Annotated in this window: 21 protein-coding genes and 3 pseudogenes; 7 read left to right on the top strand and 17 right to left on the bottom strand. The window is 73.7% G+C overall.

The window, feature by feature from the left end:
• Position 1: 1 nt before the first annotated feature.
• Both KSP35_RS17250 and KSP35_RS17245 read right to left on the bottom strand, forming a co-directional pair.
• Positions 2-1531 carry a glycosyltransferase family 39 protein gene (locus tag KSP35_RS17250; protein WP_216997040.1) on the bottom strand — a complete coding sequence of 510 codons (1530 nt, stop codon included), beginning with the start codon at positions 1529-1531 and terminating at the stop codon, positions 2-4.
• The gene (locus KSP35_RS17245) at positions 1528-2502 is read right to left on the bottom strand and encodes an RNA polymerase sigma factor RpoD/SigA (protein ID WP_254126823.1); all 975 of its coding nucleotides are present in this window, start codon (positions 2500-2502) and stop codon (positions 1528-1530) included. Before KSP35_RS17245 ends, KSP35_RS17250 begins: the two co-directional genes overlap by 4 nt.
• Positions 2503-2808: 306 nt before the next feature.
• Between KSP35_RS17245 and KSP35_RS17240 the strand changes: the two genes are divergently transcribed.
• Positions 2809-3453, top strand: a complete 645-nt coding sequence (locus tag KSP35_RS17240) for a DUF2185 domain-containing protein (RefSeq protein ID WP_216997039.1) — start codon at positions 2809-2811, stop codon at positions 3451-3453.
• A 52-nt stretch (positions 3454-3505) separates the two neighbouring features.
• On the opposite strand, the gene KSP35_RS17235 is transcribed toward KSP35_RS17240, so the two are convergent.
• From KSP35_RS17235 to glnII, 5 genes are all read right to left on the bottom strand, one after another.
• A complete protein-coding gene (locus KSP35_RS17235; RefSeq protein WP_216997038.1) occupies positions 3506-4000 on the bottom strand; it encodes a hypothetical protein in 495 nt (164 codons plus the stop codon).
• A 10-nt stretch (positions 4001-4010) separates the two neighbouring features.
• On the bottom strand, positions 4011-4868 hold the full coding sequence (locus tag KSP35_RS17230) for a DMT family transporter (protein WP_216997037.1): 858 nt from the start codon (positions 4866-4868) through the stop codon (positions 4011-4013).
• 490 nt (positions 4869-5358) lie between these two features.
• Complete coding sequence (locus KSP35_RS17225; protein ID WP_216997036.1) at positions 5359-7095, bottom strand: NAD+ synthase; 1737 nt, start codon at positions 7093-7095, stop codon at positions 5359-5361.
• Positions 7096-7170: 75 nt separating this feature from the next.
• Positions 7171-7617 (bottom strand): hypothetical protein, encoded by a 447-nt coding sequence (locus KSP35_RS17220; protein ID WP_216997035.1) that lies wholly within the window; start codon positions 7615-7617, stop codon positions 7171-7173.
• Positions 7618-7997: 380 nt separating this feature from the next.
• Entirely contained in the window at positions 7998-9011 is a 1014-nt protein-coding gene (glnII, locus tag KSP35_RS17215) for a glutamine synthetase (protein ID WP_216997034.1), read from the bottom strand.
• A 264-nt stretch (positions 9012-9275) separates the two neighbouring features.
• On the opposite strand from glnII, the pseudogene KSP35_RS17210 reads away from it, so the two are divergent.
• Positions 9276-10608: pseudogene (locus KSP35_RS17210) on the top strand (glutamine synthetase family protein).
• A 13-nt stretch (positions 10609-10621) separates the two neighbouring features.
• Positions 10622-11302 carry a winged helix-turn-helix domain-containing protein gene (locus KSP35_RS25295; RefSeq protein WP_305853083.1) on the top strand — a complete coding sequence of 227 codons (681 nt, stop codon included), beginning with the start codon at positions 10622-10624 and terminating at the stop codon, positions 11300-11302.
• A gap of 3 nt (positions 11303-11305) precedes the next feature.
• Here KSP35_RS25295 and KSP35_RS24675 read toward each other — a convergent pair whose 3' ends face one another.
• Both KSP35_RS24675 and KSP35_RS26075 read right to left on the bottom strand, forming a co-directional pair.
• Complete coding sequence (locus tag KSP35_RS24675; RefSeq protein WP_254126821.1) at positions 11306-11854, bottom strand: SGNH hydrolase domain-containing protein; 549 nt, start codon at positions 11852-11854, stop codon at positions 11306-11308.
• A 667-nt stretch (positions 11855-12521) separates the two neighbouring features.
• Positions 12522-13436 (bottom strand): annotated as a pseudogene (locus KSP35_RS26075) (acyltransferase family protein); the annotation flags it as partial.
• 185 nt (positions 13437-13621) lie between these two features.
• On the opposite strand from KSP35_RS26075, the gene KSP35_RS17195 reads away from it, so the two are divergent.
• On the top strand, positions 13622-13780 hold the full coding sequence (locus KSP35_RS17195) for a hypothetical protein (RefSeq protein ID WP_216997032.1): 159 nt from the start codon (positions 13622-13624) through the stop codon (positions 13778-13780).
• A 47-nt stretch (positions 13781-13827) separates the two neighbouring features.
• On the opposite strand, the gene KSP35_RS17190 is transcribed toward KSP35_RS17195, so the two are convergent.
• The 3 genes and pseudogenes from KSP35_RS17190 to KSP35_RS26070 form a co-directional block, all read right to left on the bottom strand.
• On the bottom strand, positions 13828-14181 hold the full coding sequence (locus tag KSP35_RS17190) for a RidA family protein (RefSeq protein ID WP_216997031.1): 354 nt from the start codon (positions 14179-14181) through the stop codon (positions 13828-13830).
• Entirely contained in the window at positions 14181-15290 is a 1110-nt protein-coding gene (locus KSP35_RS24670) for a hypothetical protein (RefSeq protein WP_254126820.1), read from the bottom strand. Before KSP35_RS24670 ends, KSP35_RS17190 begins: the two co-directional genes overlap by 1 nt.
• 121 nt (positions 15291-15411) lie before the next feature.
• Positions 15412-15966: pseudogene (locus KSP35_RS26070) on the bottom strand ((2Fe-2S)-binding protein); the annotation flags it as partial.
• Between the two features lie 4 nt (positions 15967-15970).
• Between KSP35_RS26070 and KSP35_RS17175 the strand changes: the two are divergent.
• Positions 15971-17146, top strand: a complete 1176-nt coding sequence (locus tag KSP35_RS17175) for a hypothetical protein (protein WP_216997028.1) — start codon at positions 15971-15973, stop codon at positions 17144-17146.
• Positions 17147-17342: 196 nt separating this feature from the next.
• Here KSP35_RS17175 and erpA read toward each other — a convergent pair whose 3' ends face one another.
• Entirely contained in the window at positions 17343-17663 is a 321-nt protein-coding gene (gene erpA, locus KSP35_RS24660) for an iron-sulfur cluster insertion protein ErpA (protein ID WP_254126818.1), read from the bottom strand.
• A gap of 139 nt (positions 17664-17802) precedes the next feature.
• Here erpA and KSP35_RS17165 point away from each other — a divergent pair, with 139 nt between their 5' ends.
• Both KSP35_RS17165 and KSP35_RS17160 read left to right on the top strand, forming a co-directional pair.
• Positions 17803-19002 carry an Mrp/NBP35 family ATP-binding protein gene (locus tag KSP35_RS17165; protein ID WP_254126817.1) on the top strand — a complete coding sequence of 400 codons (1200 nt, stop codon included), beginning with the start codon at positions 17803-17805 and terminating at the stop codon, positions 19000-19002.
• A 150-nt stretch (positions 19003-19152) separates the two neighbouring features.
• The gene (locus tag KSP35_RS17160; RefSeq protein WP_216997026.1) at positions 19153-19488 is read left to right on the top strand and encodes a hypothetical protein; all 336 of its coding nucleotides are present in this window, start codon (positions 19153-19155) and stop codon (positions 19486-19488) included.
• 67 nt (positions 19489-19555) lie between these two features.
• Here the strand turns inward: KSP35_RS17160 and KSP35_RS17155 are convergent, their stop codons facing one another.
• From KSP35_RS17155 to KSP35_RS17140, 4 genes are all read right to left on the bottom strand, one after another.
• The gene (locus KSP35_RS17155) at positions 19556-20554 is read right to left on the bottom strand and encodes an isopenicillin N synthase family oxygenase (RefSeq protein ID WP_216997025.1); all 999 of its coding nucleotides are present in this window, start codon (positions 20552-20554) and stop codon (positions 19556-19558) included.
• Between the two features lie 69 nt (positions 20555-20623).
• Positions 20624-21496, bottom strand: a complete 873-nt coding sequence (locus KSP35_RS17150; protein WP_216997024.1) for an MBL fold metallo-hydrolase — start codon at positions 21494-21496, stop codon at positions 20624-20626.
• Entirely contained in the window at positions 21493-22389 is an 897-nt protein-coding gene (locus tag KSP35_RS17145; RefSeq protein ID WP_216997023.1) for an NUDIX hydrolase, read from the bottom strand. The genes KSP35_RS17150 and KSP35_RS17145 overlap by 4 nt, the downstream gene beginning before the upstream one ends.
• Positions 22386-22871 (bottom strand): FxsA family protein, encoded by a 486-nt coding sequence (locus KSP35_RS17140; RefSeq protein WP_216997022.1) that lies wholly within the window; start codon positions 22869-22871, stop codon positions 22386-22388. Before KSP35_RS17140 ends, KSP35_RS17145 begins: the two co-directional genes overlap by 4 nt.
• Positions 22872-22878: the final 7 nt, after the last annotated feature.

Below are 22878 nucleotides of genomic sequence, written 5' to 3'. Positions count from 1 at the left end.
GTCATGCCGGCACCGGCTCCAGGTGCACGAGGAACAGGTTGAGCTCGTACTCCCAGCGCCCGACCTCGCGATAGCGGGCGGCGATGGCCGGATCGGCCAGCAGGGCGTCGATGCGGGCCCGGGCCGACGGTCCGCGGTCCACCAGCCACACGCCCACGGCCGGAGCGCCGAGCAGCTGGCTGCGCTCGGTGCCCGAGGCGAAGTGGTACAGCCGCCGGGGGCGACCGACCGGGTCGGTGGGCGACAGCGGGCGCACCACCGGGGCCGGGCCCTGCTCCTCGAACGCGAAGTCGAGCGGGGCCCGGAGCAGGTCCGGAGCGAGGAGCAGCTCACCGGGCCGGGCGTCGGTGCGGATCTGGGTGGCCATGGCCGGCCACTCCTCGAGCCCGGTGGTGGTGGCCGCCGGCTGGTTGAACAGCAGCGCCCCCACCAGGACCGCCCACGCCACCCCGGCCAGGGCACGCGCCCGGACCCGGGCGAGGAGGCCGGCGAGCAGCAGGGCCACGCCTGGCAGGCTGGTGAGGATGTAGCGGTGCGCCTGGTACGGCCGCACCAGCGAGATGGCCAGGATCAGCAGCGGCACCCCCCACGCCCACAGGACCGGGATGATGCCCAACCAGGTGGCGGTGGTGCGGCGACGGACGCGGTCCCGCACGGCGAGGCCGGTGGCGAGCACCACGAGTGGGCCGACGAGCCAACCGATCCACGCCCGCCCGAACATCACGCGGCAGAACAGCTTGAGGTCGAGGTAGCGCAGCGGCGGGATCCAGTTGGCGACGTCGCCGGCGCCGATGCCGAAGAGCACCACGCCCTCCACCGCCAGGATGGCGACGAGCGGCAGGAGGCGCCGCACCCACCGGCGCGGCTCGGGCAGCAGGGCCAGGGCGAGCACCTGGAACGGGAACTGCAGCGCCGCGAGGCCGTGGGCCAGCGGCGCCAGCGCCATGGCCACCACGTACACCGTCCACCACCGGCGGCGACGCTCATCGTCGACCTCCGTGGCGGCGGCCACCAGGCCCAGCCAGGCCACGGACACGAGCAGCAGGGCGAGGGCGTAGGACCGGGCCTCCATGGCGTAGCGGGCCAGGAACCACGACGAGGCCAGGAACGTGGCGGCCCGGGCTCCGCCGATCCGGTCCCCGAGTCGGCGTCCGATCGCGAACACCACCACCACGGCCAGGGCGGCGAAGAGCATCGACGGGGCCCGCAGGGCGACCCGGTCGTTGGTGACCGCCGCCAGCGGGGCGACCACCAGGTAATACAGCGCCATGGTGCCGCCCGTGTGGCGCCACGTCTGGAGCAGCTCCCCGGTGGCGCCGACCGTCAGCGACTCGTCCAGCCAGAAGGGCCGCCGACCCGCCCGGGGCAGCCACGCCCCCGCGGCGATGGCGAGGGCCAGAGCGATCCACCCCAGGTCGGCCCGCCCGAACCGGGTGGGCTGCGCCGGTTCCCCCGCTGCGTCCTCGCCGGCATCCGCCTCGCCCTCGGCAGCGGTGCGCGCCGAAGCAGGGCTCGCCGCCGCTTCGGTCACCAGGTCCGTCCGCTCACCGAGCGGAGGCTACCGATCAGACGGCCAGCAGGTCCCGCGCCGGTGTCGGACGACGGGTGCCGCAGCTTCGACATGGCCCGGGCCTCGATCTGGCGGATGCGCTCCCGGGTGAGGTTGAAGTGCTCGCCCACCTCTTCGAGGGTGCGGGGCTCGCCGCGGTCGAGGCCGAAGCGCAGCTTGAGGATCTCGCGCTCGCGCTCGTCCAGCGGGGCCAGCAGGCGGGAGATCTCCTCGGGGAGCAGCGCGGTGGCGGCCACCTCGAACGGCGACTCCGCCGAGCGGTCCTCGACGACGTCGCCCAGCTCGGCGTCGCCGTCCTCACGGAGCGGCTCCGACAGCGAGAGCGGCTCGGCGGCGAAGCGCAGGGCCTCGGTCACCTTGTCCTCGGGCATCTCGACCTCGGCCGAGAGCTCGGCGAGGGTGGCCGGGCGGCCGAGCTTGAGCTCGAGGCGGGCCCGGGCCTTCTGCAGGCGGGCGAGGGTGTCGCCGGCGTGCACGGGGAGGCGGATGGTGCGGCCGGTGTTGGCGATGCCGCGGGTGATGGCTTGGCGGATCCACCACGTGGCGTAGGTGGAGAACTTGAAGCCCTTGCGCCAGTCGAACTTCTCGACGGCGTGCATGAGGCCGAGGTTGCCCTCCTGGATCAGGTCCAGCAGCGGCAGGCCCGAGGCCTGGTACTTCTTGGCGATCGACACCACGAGGCGCAGGTTCGACTGCACGAAGGTGCGCTCGGCCCGCTCGCCCTCACGGGACTGGCGGCGCAGCTCGCGCTTGCGGGCGGCCGTGACGTCCTTGCCGCCGGCCTCGAGCTCCTCACGAGCCGAGTTCCCGGCCTCGATGGCCTGGGCCAGCCGGACCTCGTCGTCCTTGGTGAGCAGCGGGTACTGGCCGATGTCGGTGAGGTACAGACGGACGAGGTCCTCTTCGTCCCGTTCGACACGCTCTTTCGGCATTGCTCACCTTTTTCTGTAGAACGGGGAGGAGCCGGCCGCACCGCCACGGCGCGGGGTCCCTGCACTCGCAAGGCACACCGAATACCGTTGGGCCCGGCTCCGGGCTCCTCTCAGGGTACCGGTCGGGTCAAGAGGGCCAAACATCGGCCCCTCCGGGCCCGCCCGCGCCCGGCCCGCACCGCTGCGCCCACGACGGAGACCCACCATGCCGAGCCACCGGACCGACCACCCCCGGAGTGGCGCCGGAGGGGCCCGACGTGGTGTCGTCGTGGCTCCCGACGAACCCCGGATGTGGACCCGCACCCCATGAGCGACAGCCCCGACACCTCGATCGTCCCGACCGAATGGGGCCTGCTCGACGCCGAAGCGCAGCACGACGCCTTCCCCGACACCTTCCCCATCCCGAGCCGCGAGGAGCGCGACGCGCTGCGCACGGGCGACATGGTGAAGCTGGTCTTCGTGCTCGACCCGCCCCCCGCCTCGGGGCCGAACGCCGAGCGCATGTGGGTGGAGGTCCGCTCGGCCCAGCCCGACGGCTCGTTCGACGGCTGGCTCACCAACCAGCCGGTCGTCATCACCACCCTCGAGCCCTCGGCCCTGGTGGCCTTCGAGGCCCGCCACGTGGCCGGGATCGCCCTCCGCAAGGAGGAGGTGAGCTTCGACGTGCGCCTCCGGGCCATCGTGTCGAAGCGGGCGCTCAAGCTGCACGGTCCGCCCGGGTGGGCCGGCTACGACGCCCCGCTCGACGCCACCGACAGCGGCTGGAGCGTGACCGCGGGCGACGAGGACGCCGACTACTTCGCCGCCGACCCCGCCGAGGTCACCCAGGTCCTCCGCCTCGGCGAGCTGGTCCAGCGCTACCCCGCCCTCGTCGAGGTCTTCCAAGCCGGCGAAGGCGAGTGGGTCTACCGCCCGGAGCACCGGCGCTACGTGCGGTTGCGCGACACCTGATCCTCTCGGCGATCCGCGCCCTCCGCTGGTCGCCGGCGTCCGGCGGACGCCGTCAGGTGGCGAGGAAGGGGCGCACGAGGTCGGCGTCGGCGCGGGTGCGGGTGATGGCTTGGTGGAGGGTGTCGGCGGTGGGGGCGTCGGCGGGGCCGACCGCGACCTCGACGTGGGCCTCGTAGTGCGAGGCCAGCTGCTCGAACGCGCCGGTGAGCGCTCGGGCTCGGGCGGCGGTGGCCTCTGGGGCGGTGAGGGCGTCCAGGGCGGCGAAGCCCTGCTCGCCGGAGTCGCTGGGCCGGACGAAGCCCTCCCGCGGCAGCTCGCGCAGCTCGGGGAGGCGGCGGTGCCACGCCTCGGCCAGCTCGGCGCGGTGGGCGCGCACGGCCCAGAGGGCGGTGACGAACGCCGGATCGGCATCGAGGGCCAGCCAGCGGGTGAGGGTCTCGTGGAACCGCAGCTCGGCCCAGCAGGCGTGGCCGACCCAGGCTGCCGCCTCCGACAGGGGGAGCCCTGCCGGCACCACCACGTCCGCACCATCTGCCACGTCGGTCACCGGGTGGAGGCTACGGCGCCGGTTCGGGCTCGCCGGCCACGCCCAGCTCGCCGCCGACCGCCGGCACGCGGGAGCCGCCGAGCTCGGCCACCAGCACGGCCACGAGGATGAGGCCGGCGCCGACGAAGCCCTTGGCGCCGAGGTCCTCGCCGGTGGCCACGCCCAGCAGGCCGGCCGACACCGGCTCCAGCAGGAGGATGATCGCCGCCTGCGCCTCGGGCACCACCCGCTGGCCGTAGGTCATGCACCAGAACGCGGCGGCGGTGGCGAACACCCCGCAGAAGGCGGCGGCCAGCCACGCACCGCCGCCGAACCCGTACCCGCCGCCCGAGAGGGCGCCGGGGACGAGGCACGCAGCACCGACGGTGAGCACCTGCCACATGGTGAACCGGATGGGGTCGTGGCGGCTGGCCACCTCGCCCAGCACCACGATGTGGACGGCGAAGCACAGCGCCGCCCCCACCGTCAGCAGCTCGCCCCGGCCGAAGCCGGACGACCCGCCCGACAGGAGGTAGAGGCCGACCACGGCGAGCCCGACGCCGAGCAGCACGTTGCCGGCGGGCCGGTGCCGGCTCCGGACCACCCCGATCACCGGCACCAGGACCACCAGCAGGTAGGTGATGAACGCCGAGGTGGCCGAGGTGACCGTGCGCAGCCCGACCGTCTGGAGCACGTAGCCCACCAGGAGCACCGCCCCGGCCAGCGCCCCGTGGCGCACCTCCCCCACCGACGTCGGGCGACGACGGGCCAACGGCCACAGCACCGCCCCGCCGATCAGGAACCGCACCGCCAGGAACGGCAGCACGTCGGCGCCCTCGATGGCGTCCTGCACCACCAGGAACGTCGACCCGAACAAGAACCCCGCCACCGCCAACGCCACCACCCCCCGCCCGCGCGGAACCCCATGAGGCCAAGTCGCAGCAGGCGGAGGAGGGGAGGCAGTCATCGCGAACCGATCGAGGTCGACAGGACCCCCGAGGTTCGCAGATCCCCCGGAGCAGCCGAACAGGCGGTTCGCCGAAGGCCAAACGATCTACGTCCCGCGACGAGTTCCGACCCAGCGCTCACGGCCCGACCGCGCGGTTCGCCGAAGGCGAGAGGGCCCGAGCGGCCCGGGACGACGCGAAGCGAGTCCCGAGAGCGGAAAGGAGAGCTGACGATCGCCGACCCCCTCGCGACGAAGGAGCCGCACGACGAGGCAACCGAGCCCCCAGGCGAGGTCCGCCGGAAGCCGGCGACCAACGGACACGTCGAACGCGCCGACCTCCCGGCGCCGCGCCCATGAGGCAAGCGAGCCCCTGGGCGAGGTCCGCCGGAGGCCGGCGACCCATGCAGAAGCCGAACGCGACGACCGGCTGCTACCGGTACCCGTTCGTGATCGGCAGGCGGCGGTCCTTGCCGAAGGCCTTGACGCTGACCTTGACGCCGATGGGGCTCTGGCGGCGCTTGTACTCGGCGCCGTCGACCAGCTTGGCGACGCGGCGGACGATGGCCTCGTCGTGACCGCGGGCGATGAGCTCGGCCACGGTGCGGTCGTGCTCGATGTAGCCCTCGAGGATCGGGTCGAGCACGTCGTAGGGCGGCAGGCTCTGGTCGTCGCGCTGGTCGGGGCGCAGCTCGGCCGACGGCGGCTTGTCGATCACGCCCTCGGGGATCACCGGCGACGGCCCCTGGGTGTTGCGCCAGCGGCAGAGGTCGTAGACGCGGGTCTTGTAGACGTCCTTGAGCACCGAGTAGCCGCCGATGGTGTCGCCGTAGAGCGTGGCGTAGCCCACCGCCACCTCGGACTTGTTGCCGGTCGAGAGCACGATCCAACCGAACTTGTTCGACAGGGCCATGAGGGTGAGGCCGCGGATGCGGCTCTGGAGGTTCTCCTCGGTGAGGTCGGCGTCGCGGCCCTCGAAGGACGGGGCGAGCATCTCCAGCTCGGCGGCGTGGGCCGGCTCGATGGCGATGGTGCGGAACTCGATGCCCAGGTTCTCGGCGAGGAGGGCGGCATCGCTGCGGGAGTGGTCGCTCGAGTAGCGCGACGGCATCGACACACCGTGGACGTGCTCGGCGCCGATGGCGTCGACGGCGATGGCCGCCACCAGGGTGGAGTCGATGCCGCCGGACAGGCCGATGACGACGTCGCCGAAGCCGTTCTTCACGAGGTAGTCGCGGGTGCCGACCACGATGGCCCGGTACACCTCCTCGTCCGGGTCGAGCACGCCGGCGATGGACGGGGCGGGAAGCGGGGCGGCGCCCACCGAACGACGCTCGTCGGTGGCCTCGACCTCCTCGGACCGGGTGACCGCCACCGGCAGCAGCCGGTCGGTGGGACGGCCTCGGGGATCGAGCAGGCGCTTGCGGTACACGGGGTCGACGTCGAGGTCGACGATCAGGACGTCCTCGGTGAACTGCGGCGAGCGGGCCACCAGCTCACCGTCGGCGTCGAACACCATGGAGCCGCCGTCGAAGACCAGCTCGTCCTGGCCGCCCACCTGGTTCACGTAGACGAGGGCGCAGGAGGCGTCGGCCGCCCGGGTGGCCATCAGCCGCTCCCGGCGGGCCAGCTTGCCCTCGAAGTAGGGCGAGGCGTTGAGGTTGACGATCAGCTCGGCACCGCTGTCGGCCTGGTCGAGGATCGGGCCCGCCGGGTTCCACGCGTCCTCGCAGATCGAGACGCCCACCCGCACGCCGCCCACGTTCCACAGCTGGGCCGGCTCCTGGCCCCGGGCGAAGTAGCGGGCCTCGTCGAACACGGCGTAGTTGGGCAGCTCGCGCTTGTGGTAGATCCCGACGACCTCCCCGTGGGCGCACACGGCGGCGGCGTTGTAGAGGTCCCGGTCGGCGTCGACGAAGCCCACCACCGCCACGCACGACCGCGTCTCGGCGGCCACCTTCTCCAGCGCCGCCCGGTTGTCGGCGATAAAGCCGGGCTTGAGCAGCAGGTCCTCCGGCGGGTAGCCGGTGATGGCCAGCTCGGGGAACACGGCGAGGTCGCAGCCGGCCTCCGACGCCTGCTCCAGCGCCGCCAGGATCAGCTCGACGTTGTGGTCGAGGGCACCGACCCGCGTGTTGAGCTGGCAGCTGGCGATCCGCAGTCTCGGCATGGGGGAAGTGTGTCACGACCACGCGCCGACGCCGCCCGGGGAGGGCCCGGGCGGCGGGGGTGGCGGAGGGGCCGATCAGTTGCCGCGCCGGGCCTTGATGCGGTCCCGCAGCGGGTGGGCGCTCCCACCGGCGCCGCCCTCGGCCCGGGAGCCATCGGCGGCGAGGACCTTGGCCGCCACGGCGGGCAGCTTGGCCTTGGCCTTGGTGGCCTGCTCGGCGGTCAGCGAGCCGTCGTCGACCTTGGCGTCGATGCGGGCGGTGAGGTCGGCCACGATGGCGTCGGACACCACCTTCCGGTCGACGCCCTTGGCGTCGGCCTGCGCCCCGATGGACGTGCCCGCCTCCAGGCCGGCCTTGACCTCGTCGGTGGTCGAGCCGAGGGCCTTGGCGACGGTGGCCAGCAGCTCGGTCCGGCGCTCCTTGCGGTTGGCCTTGCGGTCGGCGGCCGCCTCCTTCACCTCGGCCTTGGTGGCCGCGGCCACCTTGTCGGCCTGGGCCTGGGTCAGGGTGCCGTCGGCCACGAGGTCGTCGAGGGCCCGAGCGAGGGGCCCGTCGTGGGCCTTGGCCCCCGCGGCGGGAGAGGCAGTCGTGGTGGTGGTGCCGTCCTGGGCCCCGGCTCCAGCGAGGGGGGTTGACGGCGGCGACGGTGAGGCCGCCTCCGGCGATGGCGATGGCGATGCCGGCGGCAGCGAGGCGCTTGCCCATGGTGTGCTCCTTCGATGGCCTCGGCGGGGTGCCGGGGCTTCGAGGACCACCTTGGACCGCACCTGTGAGCGATCCGTGAGGAACCCGCGTGATCGGTCCTCGACGACATCGGAGCCCGGACGCGACGGTGCCGGCCCCGAGGGGCCGGCACCATCGCACAACACGGGTCACCACTGCGGGCCGAGGCCCGCGGTGCTCAGCTGCCGGCGGCGGCGGAGCAGATGGTGTTGGTGATCAGGCCGGCCACGACGTAGGGGTCCATGTTGGCGTTGGGACGCCGGTCCTCGATGTAGCCCTTCTTGTCGACCGCGACCTGCCACGGGATGCGGACCGAGGCGCCACGGTTGGAGACGCCGTAGGAGAACTCGGTCCACGGGGCGGTCTCGTGGGCGCCGGTGAGGCGGTCCTCGATGCCGGCGCCGTAGGCCTTGACGTGCTCCTCGGCCTTGGAGCCGAGGGCCTCGCAGGCGGCGATGATGGCGTCGTAGTTCTCGCGCATGTCCTTGGTGGACACGTTCGTGTGGCAGCCGGCGCCGTTCCAGTCGCCCTTGACGGGCTTGGGGTCGACGGTGGCGGTGATGCCGAACTCCTCGGCGATGCGGTAGAGCAGCCAGCGGGCCATCCAGAGGTGGTCGCCCACCTCGACGGGACCGGCCGGGCCGACCTGGAACTCCCACTGGCCGGGCATGACCTCGGCGTTGATGCCGGAGATCTCGATGCCGGCCTCGATGCAGGCCTCGAGGTGGGCCTCGACGACGTCACGGCCGAACACCTCATCGGCGCCGACGCCGCAGTAGTAGAAGCCCTGCGGGGCGGGGTAGCCGTTGACCGGGAAGCCGAGCGGGCGGCCGTCCTTGAAGAACGTGTACTCCTGCTCGATGCCGAACCAGGTCTCCTGGTCGGCGTACTTCTCGGCGATGGCTGCGGTGGCCGCCCGGGTGTTGGTGGGGTGCGGCGTCATGTCGATGAGGAGGACCTCGCACATGACGAGGACGTCGTCGCCGCCCCGGATGGGGTCCGGGAACACGGCCACGGGCTTGAGGACGCAGTCCGAGTTGTCGCCGGGGGCCTGGTTGGTGCTCGAGCCGTCGAAGCCCCAGATCGGCAGGTCGCCGTGCGAGACGTCGTCCTTCACGATCTTGGTCTTGGAACGCAGGCGAGCCGTGGGCTCGGTGCCGTCGATCCAGATGTATTCGGCCTTGTAAACCACGGGGTCTTCTCCAGTCGTCGCGCCGCCTCGGAGGCGGGCAGATCCGTTGTGCGTGGCGCACCCTAGGAGCGCTGGTCGCGCCTGTCGTTTCTCCATTGTGAACGGACTGTGAACCAGCCCACGCTCCGGAGACAGGTCCGGGGAGCACAGCGGGCCTCCTGGTGTTCCGAGCGCGTCACGCGCTGCTTGCGCCTTTGTGAACGGGTTGTGAACCGAACACCCGCCGGGTTGCCCCGGTCGGGGTCCGGGCCGCAGGATGGCCCCGTGGATCGCCAGAAGGAATACGTGCTGCGCACGGTCGAGGAACGTGGGGTCCGCTTCGTGCGGCTCTGGTTCACCGACGTGCTCGGCCAGCTCAAGTCGTTCGCCATCTCCCCTGCGGAGCTGGAGGGCGCCTTCGAGGAGGGCATGCAGTTCGACGGCTCGGCGATCGACGGCTTCAGCCGCATCCAGGAGAGCGACGTGCTCGCCCGCCCGGACGCCGCCACGTTCGAGATCCTCCCGTGGGACGCCAAGGGCGAGACCTCGGCCCGCATCTTCTGCGACCTCACCACCCTCTCGGGCCAGCCCTTCGCCGGCGACCCCCGCCAGGTGCTGCGCCGCAACCTCGACGTCGCCCGGGAGAAGGGCTACTCGTTCTTCGTCGCCCCGGAGGTCGAGTTCTTCTACTTCAAGGACAACGACCCCTCGAAGCCCCTCGAGGGCCTCGACACCGGCTCCTACTTCGACCTCACCACTGCCGACGTGTCCTCGGACCTGCGCCGCCGGACCATCCACCACCTCGAGGCGCTGGGCATCCCCGTGGAGTACTCCTTCCACGAGGACAGCCCCAGCCAGCACGAGATCGACCTCCGCCACACCGACGCGCTGACCATGGCCGACAACGTCATGACCCTGCGCCTCGTGGTGAAGGAGACGGCGCTGAGCCAGGGCGTGCACGCCACCTTCATGCCGAAGCCGCTGGGCGACGTGCAGGGGTCGGGCATGCACACCCACCTCTCGCTCTTCGAAGGCGAGGGCAACGCCTTCCACGACCCCGCCGAGCCCTACCTGCTCTCGAAGACCGGCCAGGCGTTCGTGGCCGGCCTGCTGCACCACGCCGCCGAGATCACCGCCGTCACCAACCAGCTCGTCAACAGCTACAAGCGGCTGATCGTCGGCACCGAGGCGCCCACGTCCATCACGTGGGCCCGCAACCACCGCTCGGCGCTGGTGCGGGTGCCCGAGACCCGGGCCGGCAAGGAGGAGGCCGTGCGCATCGAGTATCGCTCCCCCCGACCCGGCGCTCAACCCCTACCTGGCCTACTCCCTGCTGCTGGCCGCCGGCCTCAAGGGCGTCACCGAGGGCTACACGCTGCCGGACGAGGCCACGTCGTACCTCGACTCCTCGCCCCGTGAGCGGGCCAAGGCCGACGTGCCCGACCTGCCCCAGTCGCTGTCCGAGGCGCTCGACGCCATGGAGGGCTCCGAGCTCGTGCGCGAGACGCTGGGCGACCACATCTTCGAGTGGTTCCTGCGCAACAAGCGGGCCGAGTGGTCCGACTACAAGGCCCAGGTCACCCCGTTCGAGCTCGCCCGCTACCTGCCCACCTGGTGACGGGAGACCGATCGTGGAACCGCTGCTCGTGCACCCCGACCCGCCGCCGCCGGAGCTGGCCCGCGTCCTCGACCTCGGCGGCTACGCCTGGAAGGCCGTGGCCGACGAGCGCTCGGCGGTCTCCGAGACCCCCGACGACGGGTGGGGCGGCGCCATCGTGGTGGTCGGAGAGCAGAGCGAGACCGCGTGGGGCCTGTGCCGGGCCATCCGGAAGGGCGACCTGCCGGTCGAGCCGCTGCTGCTGCTGATCGGCGGCAACCGCCTCGACGAGCTCGACCTGCGCGACGAGCTCTACGACGACTTCTGCCTGGACCCGTTCCACCCCCGCGAGCTCGAGGCCCGGCTGCGGCACCTGTTCTGGCGGGCCGGTTCCGGCACCGCACCGGAGCTGGTGGAGTACGGCGACCTGGTGCTCAACCTCGAGACCTACCAGGCGGCCATCGAGGGGACGCCGCTCGACCTCACGTACATGGAGTACGAGCTGCTCAAGTTCCTGGCCCAGCACCCGGGCAAGGTCTTCACCCGCGAGACGCTGCTCAGCCGGGTCTGGGGCTACGAGTACTACGGCGGCGCCCGCACCGTCGACGTCCACATCCGGCGGCTCCGGGCCAAGCTCGGCGAGGAGCACGCCAACCTCATCTCGACGGTCCGCTCGGTGGGCTATCGCTTCGGCCAGTCCCGCTGGGGCGTCTGAGCCTCAGCGCTCGGCGGGCGGGAACGCCGCCTCCAGCTGGCCCGACAGCCAGCGATCCCAGAACCACACGGCGGCCTGCTCGCTGAGGTGGGTGCCGTCCTCGCGCAGGGCGATCCCGTCCGGGGTGGCGGTGCGGGCCCGACCATCGGCGTCGCAGAGCGTGCGCGTCGGGTCGATGAGCCGCACCCAGCCGCGGTTGCGCGCGGCGACGCGGCGGATCCGCTCGTTCACCCAGGCCACCCGGTCCGGGTCGACCCGCTCGACGCCGAGCGACGGGACCGGCGGCCCGAAGCACGGCACCACAGGCAGGACGGCGGGGACGCCATGGGCGCGGTAGGTGTCGATCCGCTGCTGCAGCCGGGACTCCAGGAGGTCGGCGTAGGCGTCGGACCCGACCTCGAGGCGGGTGCCGTCGACCACCTGGTCGTAGACCTCCCACGCCCCCACCCACAGGAGCACCACGTCGGGCCGGCCCTGGAGGCCGAGGTCCTCGGCCTGCCCAGCCTGGGCGCAGCGCGACGGGTAGGCCTGCGGCTCGCCGTCGCCGATCACGTACCGCGCGTCGGGGGGGCACCACCCCGCAGGCGATGAGGGCCCGGTCGTCGACGCGGGTGCCGTCGGCGAGGCGGCCTCGCACGTTCCAGCCGATGGACCACCCCACCGAGTCACCGGTGACCAGGACGTGCAGCGGGCGCCCACGGGCGGACGAAGGCGGGGCGGCGGCGGTGGGGTCGAGGACCACCGGAGCGTCCGGGTCGAACGGGCCGGGCGGCTGGGGGGCCGGCGCCAGGGCGGTGGTCGGGCTCGGGGCGCTCGGCACCACCACCGTGCTGCTCGGCGCCAGCGTGGGGGCGGCAGCCTCGGCCCGGGCCGAGAGGACCGCCACCTGGTCGTCGTCGGCGGCCGGCGGGGCGACGGGTGGGGCGAGGGCCGCGTCGAGGACCTGGTCGTCGCGCACGGCGAGGTAGCTCGGCCGAGCGGGGGCGCCGGCGGCCAGCGCGACGAGGACGACGACGACGGCCACCGCCGCGATCGCCGGTGGCGCGAACCGCGCCGCCGGCCGGCCGACCTGCGGGGGCCGCCACGCCCAGAGGCGCAGCGCCACCACCCGAGGCGGGCGGCCCGTGCGGAACGGCGTCTCGACCAGGGCGTGCGAGGCGATCGCCAACGCCGATGCCGCGGCCACGACGGCGGCGTCGAGCCGCCAGCCCGCCAGGCCGAGGTGCGCCGCCGCCAGCACCTGCACCGGCCAGGACCAGAGGTACAGGCCGTACGAGCGCTGCCCCACCCACACCAGGGGACGCCACGCCAGGCAGCGAGCCAACCGTCCCCGGCCCGTGGCCGCCCCGGCCACCAGCGCCACGGCCAGCAGGGATGCCACCTGCAACGGGCCTCGGTAGGCGGACCGCTGGTCGGTCGCGAGCAGGAGGGCGAGGCCGGCCAGGCCGACGGCGGCCAGCGGCGCCGCCACCACCCAGCGATCGACCGGGCGCTTCTCGGCGTGCAGCGGGACGTACGGTGCCCGGCCGTCGAACCAACACGCCAGGGCGGCGCCGGCGGCGAGCGCGAACAGGCGGGTGTCGGTGCCGTAGTAGAGGCGCGACAGGTCGCCGTGGCCGCCCGAGGCGAGCGCCATCCAACCCGCCGACGCCAGTCCGGCTGCAGCGGCGGCCACCCCCACCACCTGACGGCGCACCACGGGCGCGGCCCGACGGGCCAGGCGCAGGAGCACCGCCACCGCCAGGGGCCACACCACGTAGAACTGCTCCTCGATCGCCAGCGACCAGGTGTGGCGCAGGGGGCTGGCCACCTCCCCCTGGGCGAAGTACGACTGGCCCGACGCCACGAACCGCCAGTTGGCCACGTAGGCCAGCGCCGCGAAGGCGTCGTCGCGTACGCCGGCCAGGCGCCAGCCGGGCAGCCAGGCCCGTGACGCCACGGCCACCACCACCAGCACCGCCACGAGGGCCGGGACCAGGCGCCGGAACCGGCGCAGCCAGAAGCGGCGCAGCCCGATCACCCCGGTCCGCTCGTGCTCGGCCAGGAGCAGGCGGGTGATGAGGAACCCGCTGACCACGAAGAACACGTCGACGCCCAGGAAGCCGCCGGGCAGACGGCCCAGGTGGTACGCCACCACGGCCGCGACCGCCACCGCCCGCACGCCGTCGACGGCGGGGAGGTGCGGGGCGCGCCCAGGGGCTCGGCGTTCGGTCGGCAGCGTCGAGATGCACCGGGGTTCGACGCCGAGGCGGCCCCTCCCTGCGCCGCCCACCCCGGCGGGGGTTGGCAGCGGCCCGCCCGGCGGGCGATGATGGCGCCATGATCGGTCCCGTCATCATCCTGGTCGTGCTGGTCGTGGTCATGCCCGTGTCGGTGCTGATGAGCGGCGCGGTGGCCTCGGCCCTGCTCGGCTTCCTGGTGAAGGACGACGTCGACCGCAGCCACGAGGGCAGCGAGCTCCTCGAGACCAACATCTAGCCAGCTCCCGGCCCGCTGCGGGCCGGCGGCCCAACGGGCCGTGCGGTTCAGCCCGCGGGCTGCAGGGCCCAGGCCTCGATCTCGACGTTGCCGTCGAACGGCAGGCGAGCCACCTGGAACGCCGAACGAGCTGGTCGCGGCTCCGGGAAGGCGGCGGCGTAGCGCTCGTTGAACGTGGCGAACTGGTCGAGGTCGGCCAGGAAGCAGGTGGTCTTGACCACGTGCTCGAGGCCCAGGCCGTGCTCGGCCAGCCGGGCGGCGAGGTTGGCGATGGCCTGGTCGACCTCGCCGGCGAAGTCCTCGACGAGGGCGCCGTCGAGCAGGCCGAGCTGGCCCGAGACCACCACCCAGCCGCCGGCGGCGACCGCGGGGGTGTAGGGCAGGCCGGTGGGGTTGGACATCAGAGCGCTCCTCGGGTGGGCCAGTCGGTGGGGCAACCTTGGTGCAGCCAGACCGCCGCCGCCACCGCGGCGAACACCGCGTCGGAGCCGTTGACCGGCGGGCCGCTGCTCGCGTCGACCTCGACGTCGATGGGCGGGGTGTCGATGGCGCGGGGGATGCCGAAGGAGCGGATGGTGAGGTCGTGGATGGTCCCGGCGTCGTCGACCACCAGCGACTCACCGGTGACCCAGCCGAAGGCCATGTGGCTGGCGCCGATGGCGTAGGACCGGAGCACCACGGGATCGAGCGGGTCGCCGGCGGCCACCCGCACCCGGATCCGCCCGTCGACCACCTCGGCCTCGGCCTCGCCGCCGCCGGGGGCCCGCACCGGCACGAGGCTTCCACGGGCCCCGGCCAGCAGGACCACGGCCTCGGCCCAGCCGGCAGCACGCAGCGCCACCGAGGTGGGGGGCCCGGCGACGTCCTGCTCGACGACCTGCAAGCCAGGAGCCACCGACGCCACGGCCGCGGCGATGCCGGGCGTGCGCACCACGTGGAGGACCCCGGTGCCGTCACCCCGGGCGCCGCCGGCCACCGGCGGCCGCTTGGGGCCGTGGCGCACCGCGTCCTCGCGTGACCACAGCACCCGGACCGGCCGGCCGTGCTCGTCGGCCAGGCGCCGGGCCTCGGCCCCGAGCGGGCTGTCGACCTTGGCGCCGAAGGCCCCGCCGTTGGCGAGCACGGTGGCCGGCTCGCCACCCGGTGCGCACCACGTGGCGTCGGTCTCGAGGTAGCCCGGCTCGACCCACGACGTGCGCAGCGTGGCGGCCCACTCGCCAGCCGGGAGCGCGAGCGGTGGGCCGCCGGGTGCGGTGGTGCGGCGGCCCTGGACCTTGCCGGCCAGGAGCCGGGCCTCGGTGAGGGTCTCGGCCACGGCCCACCCGCCGGCGCCGTCCGGCACCGCCACCAGCGCGCCGGGCGGTGCGGTGTCGTCGGCGAACCCGCCCCGACCGAGCGCGACCTCGGGACCCACCCGCTGCGGCGCGTGGCCCTCGATCTCGGCCCGAGCCGAGGCGGCATCGAGGTCGCGGGGCGCCACCGGCGCGCCCAGCTGGTCCCAGGCCTCCACCACGGTCTGCCACCCCGTGCAGCGGCAGAGGTGCGCCTGCAGGGCCCGGCCGACGGGCGTGGTCGGTGGGATCGCCGCCCTTCTCCCGCAGGGCTGCCAGGCGGACCACGATCCCTGGGGTGCAGAAGCCGCACTGGCTGCCGCCGGTGGCGCACAGCGCCTGCGACCAGTCCTCCACCACCTCCGGCGCCAAGCCGTCGACCGTGGTCACGGAGCGACCCGCGATGCGGCGCACCGGCGTGACGCACGCGACCCGCGCCGCGCCGTCGACCAGCACGGTGCAGCAGCCGCACTGGCCCTGCGGGCTGCAACCGTCCTTGGGGCCCCTGCGGCCGAGGCGGTCGCGGAGCGCTTCGAGCAGCGACGCCCCGTCGTCGGGCACCTCCACCTGGCTGCCGTCGACGGTGAAGGCGATGGTGGCGGAGGCGGTGGGGTCGGGCACCGGCCCAGGGTACGGGAGCCGATCGGGCCGGCCGGAGCCCGTGGCGACGGCGACCGCTGGGGGTGACCATCCGCGAAGCCGCGACACGCTCTGTGTAGAAATGCCTGGACGATTCCGGGTCGATGTGCACGACTTCTCGCCCTGATCGCCGCTCGGGCCAGTCGTCGAATCAACAGGAGAACAGGTGTCGGGTCCCTTCGCCCCCGACCCTCCGGATGGGCCCGGAGGGCTCATCGTGATGATCCGTGACCAGCCTGCCGATGCGGCGCGCTCGTTGGCCACCGAGCTCGATGCCGAGCTGGCCATCGGCGGCGAAGCCACCGAAGCCGCGCTGGCCCGCCTCCGCCGCAGCCCGGCGGCAGCCGACGCACCCCCGCCGGCCCCCGTCGCCCGGCGCGACTTCGAGGCGCTGGGCCAGGCCATGCGCCGGGCCGAGGAGGTGCGCGAGCGCACCCGCGCCAACGTCGCCCGGTCGCTCAGCCAGACCATCAACACCGCCCTGGCCATCCACCCCGACACCCTGCGCCGCGCTGCGGCCGAGCTGCTCGCCGTGCGGGAGGAGCTGGACCTGGCCCGCAGGGGCCGCCCGCCTGTCGGCGAGCACCGCGGGCGACGGCTGCGCGCCGGCGGCAGCGGCGGGATCACCGCGGCCGGAGCCGCCATCGTGGCGCTCGGCGCCCTGCCGGTGGGCGCCGCGGTGGCCGCGGTCGGCGTGGTCGGCGGCGGCGTCACCTGGCAGGCCGCCCGCCGGGCCACCAAGCGGACCGTGCCCGGCCTCGAGGCCGCCGAAGGCGTGGCCCTCCGCCGGTGGCAGCAGCTGGCCGGCCCCGATGCCGACCCGGTCCACGTCGATGCCGTCGTCCGGCTCTACGACCCCCAGCACCGCGTGGTCACCGACCTGCTCGTGCACAACCCCGCCGTGCGCGCCGCCGACCAGGTGGCCGCCCACCACCGGCTCGCCTGGGTCCAGGCCTGGCGCGACGAGGTCGGCGACGACGGCGCGGTCGGGGCCGTGCCCGCCATCGGCCCGACCTCTCGGGCCGAGCGGGCCGAACGAGAGGCCGCCAGCGCGCCGCCCCGACCGCCGTTCAGCGCCGCGGCACCGGTCGCACCCGCCGCGGTCCCGGCCCCCGGCACCCTGGTGGTGGCCGCGCCCTACGCCGACCTCACCGAGGAACGGGCCCGGGCCCTGCACCGACGGCTGCTCGCCCTGCCTCCCGGCCACCGCGTGATCGTGGTGCTCGGGCCCGAGACGGTCACCGCCGGCCCGGTGGTCGACCTGCGCGACGACCCCGTCGACCTCACCGGCGCCGTCGAGCCGGCCGAGGCAACCCACCGCGACGCCGACGCCGAGCCCGATGGGCTCGGACGGCCCACCCCCACCAGCCCGGCCACGCTCCACCACCACCTCTGACCGGCACGGCGCCCGCCGCTCGCTGGGTGCTGGCACCGGGGCCGGACGCGGAAGAGCCGGGCCCCAGAGGCCCGGCTCCCCGACAGGAAGCACCCACCGCCGACCGGCGCGGACGGGAGAGCCGGCGCGTGGGATCAGCGATCGATGCGGCACGAACGGTACCGCGGAGCCATCGGGGCTGCCCGATGGCCGAGGATCAGCTGAAGGACGAGCCGCAGCCGCAGGTGCGCTGGGCGTTGGGGTTGTCGATCGAGAACCCGGCCTGGTTCAGGCCGTCCTTGTAGTCGAGCGTGGCGCCGGTGAGCATCTGGGCGCTCGACGGGTCGACCACGACCTTCACGCCGCTGTAGTCGGCGGTGACGTCGTCGGTGGCGATGTCGGAGTCGAAGAACATCTCGTAGCTGAAGCCCGAGCAGCCACCGGGGCGCACGGCGACACGGAGGGCCAGCGCGGTGTCGCCTTCGGCGGTGATGAGCTCTTGGACCTTGACGGCCGCGGTATCGGTGAGGGCGATCACAGAGGTTCCTCCTCGGTTCGGACAGCGTCGCCAGCGTACCGCCCTGCCGCAGCCGTGCACCTTTTTGCCGTTCGGCCGCCTGGCAGCGCTGTGGTCGGCCTCCCGAGGAGGGCACGGCCCCCACCGGTAGGCTCGACCCGTGACCAGTCCCGCCGCCGAGCGGCCGACCCCCGAGGACCTGCGCTCGCTGCTCCGCGGCGTCATCGACCCGGAGCTGGGCAGCGACATCGTCGAGCTCGGCATGGTCCGCGACGCCACCATCGACGACGACGGCGCGGTGGTGGTCACCATCGCCCTCACCACCTCGGGCTGCCCGCTGCGGGCCCAGATCCAGCGCGACATCCGCACCCGGGTCGGCTCCGCACCCGGGGTGGCCTCGGTGCGGCTCGAGTGGACCGAGATGACGCCGGCCGAGAAGGCCAACGCCATGCACAAGGCCCGCTTCAACGTGAGCCAGCGCGAGGAGCAGACCGCCATCGGCCCCACCACGCGGGTGATCCTGGTGGCGTCGGGCAAGGGCGGGGTGGGCAAGTCGTCGGTCACCGCCAACCTGGCTGCCGCCCTGGCCACCCGGGGCCTGAAGGTCGGCGTCCTCGACGCCGACGTCTGGGGCTTCTCGATCCCGCGCATGCTCGGCGTGTCCGGTCGCCTCCAGGGCCGCACCGAGGGCGATCGCAAGCTCATGGAGCCCATCGAGCGCCCCATCGGCGCCGGCCTGCTGCGCATCGTCTCCATGGGCTTCCTGGTGGAGGACGAGGAGAGCGCCCTCATGTGGCGGGGCCTCATGCTCAACCGCGGCGTCCAGCACTTCCTGCAGGACGTGGTCTGGGGCGACGACCTCGACTACCTCCTGGTCGACATGCCGCCCGGCACCGGCGACGTGCAGATGGGCGTGGCCAAGATGGTCCCCCGGGCCGAGGTGCTCGTGGTGACCACGCCGGCGGTCGCCGCGCAGAAGGTGGCCATCCGGGCCGTGTCGATGGCCCGCAAGTCCTTCCTGCGGGTGGCCGGCGTCATCGAGAACATGAGCGCCTTCACCTGCGACCACGGCGAGAGCTACGCCCTGTTCGGCTCCGGCGGCGGCCAGCAGCTGGCCGACGACGCCGGCATCCCGCTGCTCGGCCAGGTGCCCATCGAGAACGCCGTCTCCGAGGGCGGCGACGTCGGCGAGCCGGTGGTGCTGGGCGCGGGCCCGGCCGCCGAGGCCTTCCGCGCCATCGCCGACCGGATCGTCACCGAGGCCGTGCCGCCCACCGAGCTCGCCGGGTGCTCGGCCCGCATGCTCGATGCCGCCATGGCGGCGTTCGACGAGATCGACAAGGCCGCCGCCGGCGCCTGAACGGCGTCGAGGTTGCCCGGCGGACCACCAGGTGCGGTCGGGTCGCCGGGGAATTGTTAGGTTTGGGGTTCCTTCGCGGGCGGGAACCTCCGGAGCCCTCCGTACCTCGCGCGTGACCTGCTCCCAACCAAGCTCAGGAGATCCCCCACCATGACGTTCCGCAAGCTCGCCATCGCCGCCGTGGCGCTCTGCCTCCCGTTCGCCGCCGCCGCCTGCGGCGGCAGCGACGACACCAACTCCGGCAGCCGCCCGGCCACCAGCGAGATCTCCAAGGCCATCACCAAGGAGCTGCCCTCCAGCCTGCCCGATGGCGTGGCCGACTGCATCGCCAAGAAGGTCCACGACTCCGACATCCCCAACGGCGTGCTCCGCGCCATCGTCAAGGGCGAGACCGCGAGCGTCGACAAGGACAACGAAGCCACCTACACCAAGATCCTCACCGACGCCGCCACGAGCTGCGCCTCTGCCGCTGTCGGCGGCAGCTGACCGAGCAGCACCACGCTCGCCACCGGAGCCCGGGGCCGTCTGGCCCCGGGCTCCGTCGCGCCGGGCCTCAGGGTTGGTCGACGAGCTCGCGGGTGCGACCGCCGACGATCTTGGCCACCAGCCACTCGCCGGCGTTGACCGGGCCGTAGCGGGCCGGGTGCTCGGCGGTGACGCACGACGGGATGCACTCGACGGTGAGCGACGGGTCGCCGTCCATGAACCGGGCGATGGAGCGCCGGCGGGCCGATCCGTCGAGCCCGGCCGGCGGCGGGACCACCCGGTGCAGCGTCGACTGCCACCGGTCGTTCGTCCACCGGGCGAGCAGGTCGCCGATGTTGCCCACGAAGGTGCCGGGCGCCACCGAGACGGGGTGCCAGGTGCCGTCGCGGCGCACCTCGAGGCCGGGGACGTCGTCGGCGGCCAGCAGGGTGAGCACGCCGTAGTCGGTGTGGGCGCCGAGGCGCATCTGGCCCGGCTCGGGCTCGGGCGAGCCGGGGGCCCGCTCGTAGTTGATGGAGCGGGTGGTGATCACCGCGTTGCGGTTGCGGTCGACGAGCCACTCTGGAGGCAGGTCGAGGGCCAGCTCCATGGCACGCAGCACCGTGTGGGAGAGGGCCCGCAGCTCGGTCTCGTAGGCCAGGTAGGCGTCGCGGAGGCCTGCGGGCCGATCCGGCCACACGTTGGGGTGGAAGAAGGCCCGCATGGCGTCGAACACCGGCCCCACGGCGTCCTCGCGGTTGAAGGTGAGCGCCTCGAACAGGTCCGGCGGGGTCTCCTCGCCGAGCGTGTAGGCCAGCGCTTCCTGGCCCAGCGCCGTGTAGCCGACGTTCGCCGTCGGCTCCTCGACCACCCAGCGCTGCTTCTCCTCCACCGGCAGGGCGAAGAACTCGCTGCTGGCCTCCATCCACCGGTCCACCACGGCGGCGGGCACGCCGTGCCCGGTGAGCACCAGGAAGCCGGTGGCCCGGCACGCGGCGTCGATCTCCTCGGCCACCGCCCGCCGTTCGGCGGGCCCACCGAGGCGGAACGGTTCGAGGTCGACGGGATAGGTGGCCAGCTCGGTCATGGGCCCATCCTGGCGAAGGGGTGTGGCGGCCGGGTCACGGCCGGCTGACGAGATCCTGACCGGCACCGGTCAGCGGGCGACCCACGTGGCCTCGGGATCCTCGACGTCGCTGGCCGTCACCGAGCCCTCGTGCGCCAGCTTGCGCAGGTGGGCCCACACGCTCTTGCGGGCCACCGGGTGGAGCTCCTCGGCCACCTCCGCGTAGATCTCCTCGACCAGGGCGGCGGTGCCCGCCCCAGCGGCGCCGTGCCCGGCCAGCACGGTGAGCACCTGGGCCTCACGGGCCAACCGGTGGGCGTGGTACTCGGCCAGCTTGGCGGCGGGGTCGTCGATGAGGTGGCCGTGGGCCGGGGCCAGCACCTTCAGCCTCGGCGTCCAGGCCTGGAGCCGCTCGATGCTGGCGAGGTACTGGGCCATGTCGCCGTCGGGCGGGCTGATGACCACGGTGGAGGCGTCCATCACGTGGTCGCCGGTGAAGAGCAGGCGGTCGCGCTCGAGCAGGAAGCACAGGTGGTTCGACGCGTGGCCCGGGGTGTGCACCGCCCGCAGCGTGAACTCGGTGCCCTCGACGGTGTCGCCGTCGACGAGGTGGCGATCGCAGACGAGGCCGTCGGTGTCGGCGAAGGCCAGGACCTCGGCACCCGTGCGCGCCTTCAGGCCGGCGGCACCCGGCGAGTGGTCCGGGTGGGTGTGGGTGCAGAGGATCCAGCGGATCTGCCCGCTCCCGGCCGCGGCGATGGCATCGAGGTGGTCGGCGTCGTCCGGGCCCGGGTCGATCACCGCGACCTCGTCGATGCCGATCAGGTACGTGTTGGTGCCGGGGCCGGTCATCTTCGACGGGTTGCCGCAGAGGATGCGGCGCACCAGCTTGGTGAGGGCCACGGGCACGTCGGGGACCAGCGCCGGCAGCACCGCCTCGTCGCCCACGGCAGCATCGGTCACGGTGCGCCCTCGACGGGGCCGGCATCGAGGCCGGTGGTCCGCACGCCGGCCACCGCCGTCATCCAGTCGACCGAGGCGTCCGGCACGCCCGCCTCGCCGTCGTAGCCGGGCTCGCCCGGGAGGACGATGCGCACGTGGCCGTCGACGGCGACGATGCGGGGGAGGATGGCGGGCACGTCGGTGATGGCCTCGGCGGCGGCCAGGGCCTCGGCCGCGGTGGCGAAGCGCTCGATGGCCTGGAGGCTGGCGATGGTGGGCGGCATCATCGTGAGCTCGCCGGCCTCCACCCGGGCCAGGCCGTCGGCGGGGCGGACCCACTCGTTGGCGATGACCTCGTGGTCGTCGTGCAGCGGCGTCTGGTCGGCCGGCGCGGCGGTGACGAAGAAGTGCGTGTCGTAGCGGCGGGGGGCACCCTCGGGCGTGATCCAGTGGGCGAAGTGGTGCATGCCACCGACCGCCAAGCGGAGGTCCTCGGCCTCGGCCACCTCGATCAGGCGGCGCGTGCCACCGTCGACCGCAGCGCGGTGCTCCGCCCACCGCTCGAGGCCGGCCGCGGCATCGAGGTCGACGATCGCCCCCGAGCGGTCCTGCGCCAGCAGCACCCCGGCCTCCTCGAAGCTCTCGCGGATGGCGGCCACCCAGAAGGCGAGGCCGCCGGAGGGCACGCCGATGCGGGCCGATGCGTCGGCGTCGGTGCGGCCCTCGCAGATGGCCTCGAGGTCGGCCTCGCGGTCCTCCGGGTCGACGGCGCCGCCGGGGAACACGTAGGCGCCGCCGACGAAGTCGGAGTTGAGGTTGCGCTTCAGCATGAAGACCTCGAGGCCCTCGGCGCCGTCGCGCAGGATCAGGACCGTGGCCGCGTCTCGCAGCGGCACCTCGGTGGCGTCGCTCACGGGTCGAGCTGCTGGCGGTCGTGCGGCGCGGCCTCGTGGCCGGTGGCGTCGAAGACGGACCCGGCGCGGAACGTGCCGACGAACCGGCCGCCGGGGCCGCCGGCCATGGTGAAGAGGCGGCCGTGCTTGCCGTCCTCGAAGCGCTTCTGCAGCGGGATGCGGAACAGGGCCCGGGTGGGCGGGATGAGCAGCAGGTAGCCGATCACGTCGCCGATGAACCCCGGGGCCAGCATGAGCGCACCGGCCACCAGGATCAGGAACCCGTCGACCAGCTCCTTGCCCGGCACCCGCCCGGCCTCGATGGCGGCGCTGATCTTGGCCAGGGCGCTGAGGCCCTGGCGCTTCAGCAGCCAGGCCCCGATGGCGCTCTCGACCACCAACAGCCCGATGGTCTGCCAGCCACCGATGACGTCGGCCACCTGGATGATGACGTACAGCTCCAGGAGGGGGGCCACCACGAGCAGCAGGACCACGAACAACATGGGTGCA

The organism is Aquihabitans sp. G128 (assembly GCF_019048865.1).
Taxonomy (GTDB): Bacteria; Actinomycetota; Acidimicrobiia; order Acidimicrobiales; family Iamiaceae; genus Aquihabitans.
The sequence above is the reverse complement of the archived record's forward strand: the minus strand, read 5'-3'. Positions and strand labels throughout refer to the sequence as shown.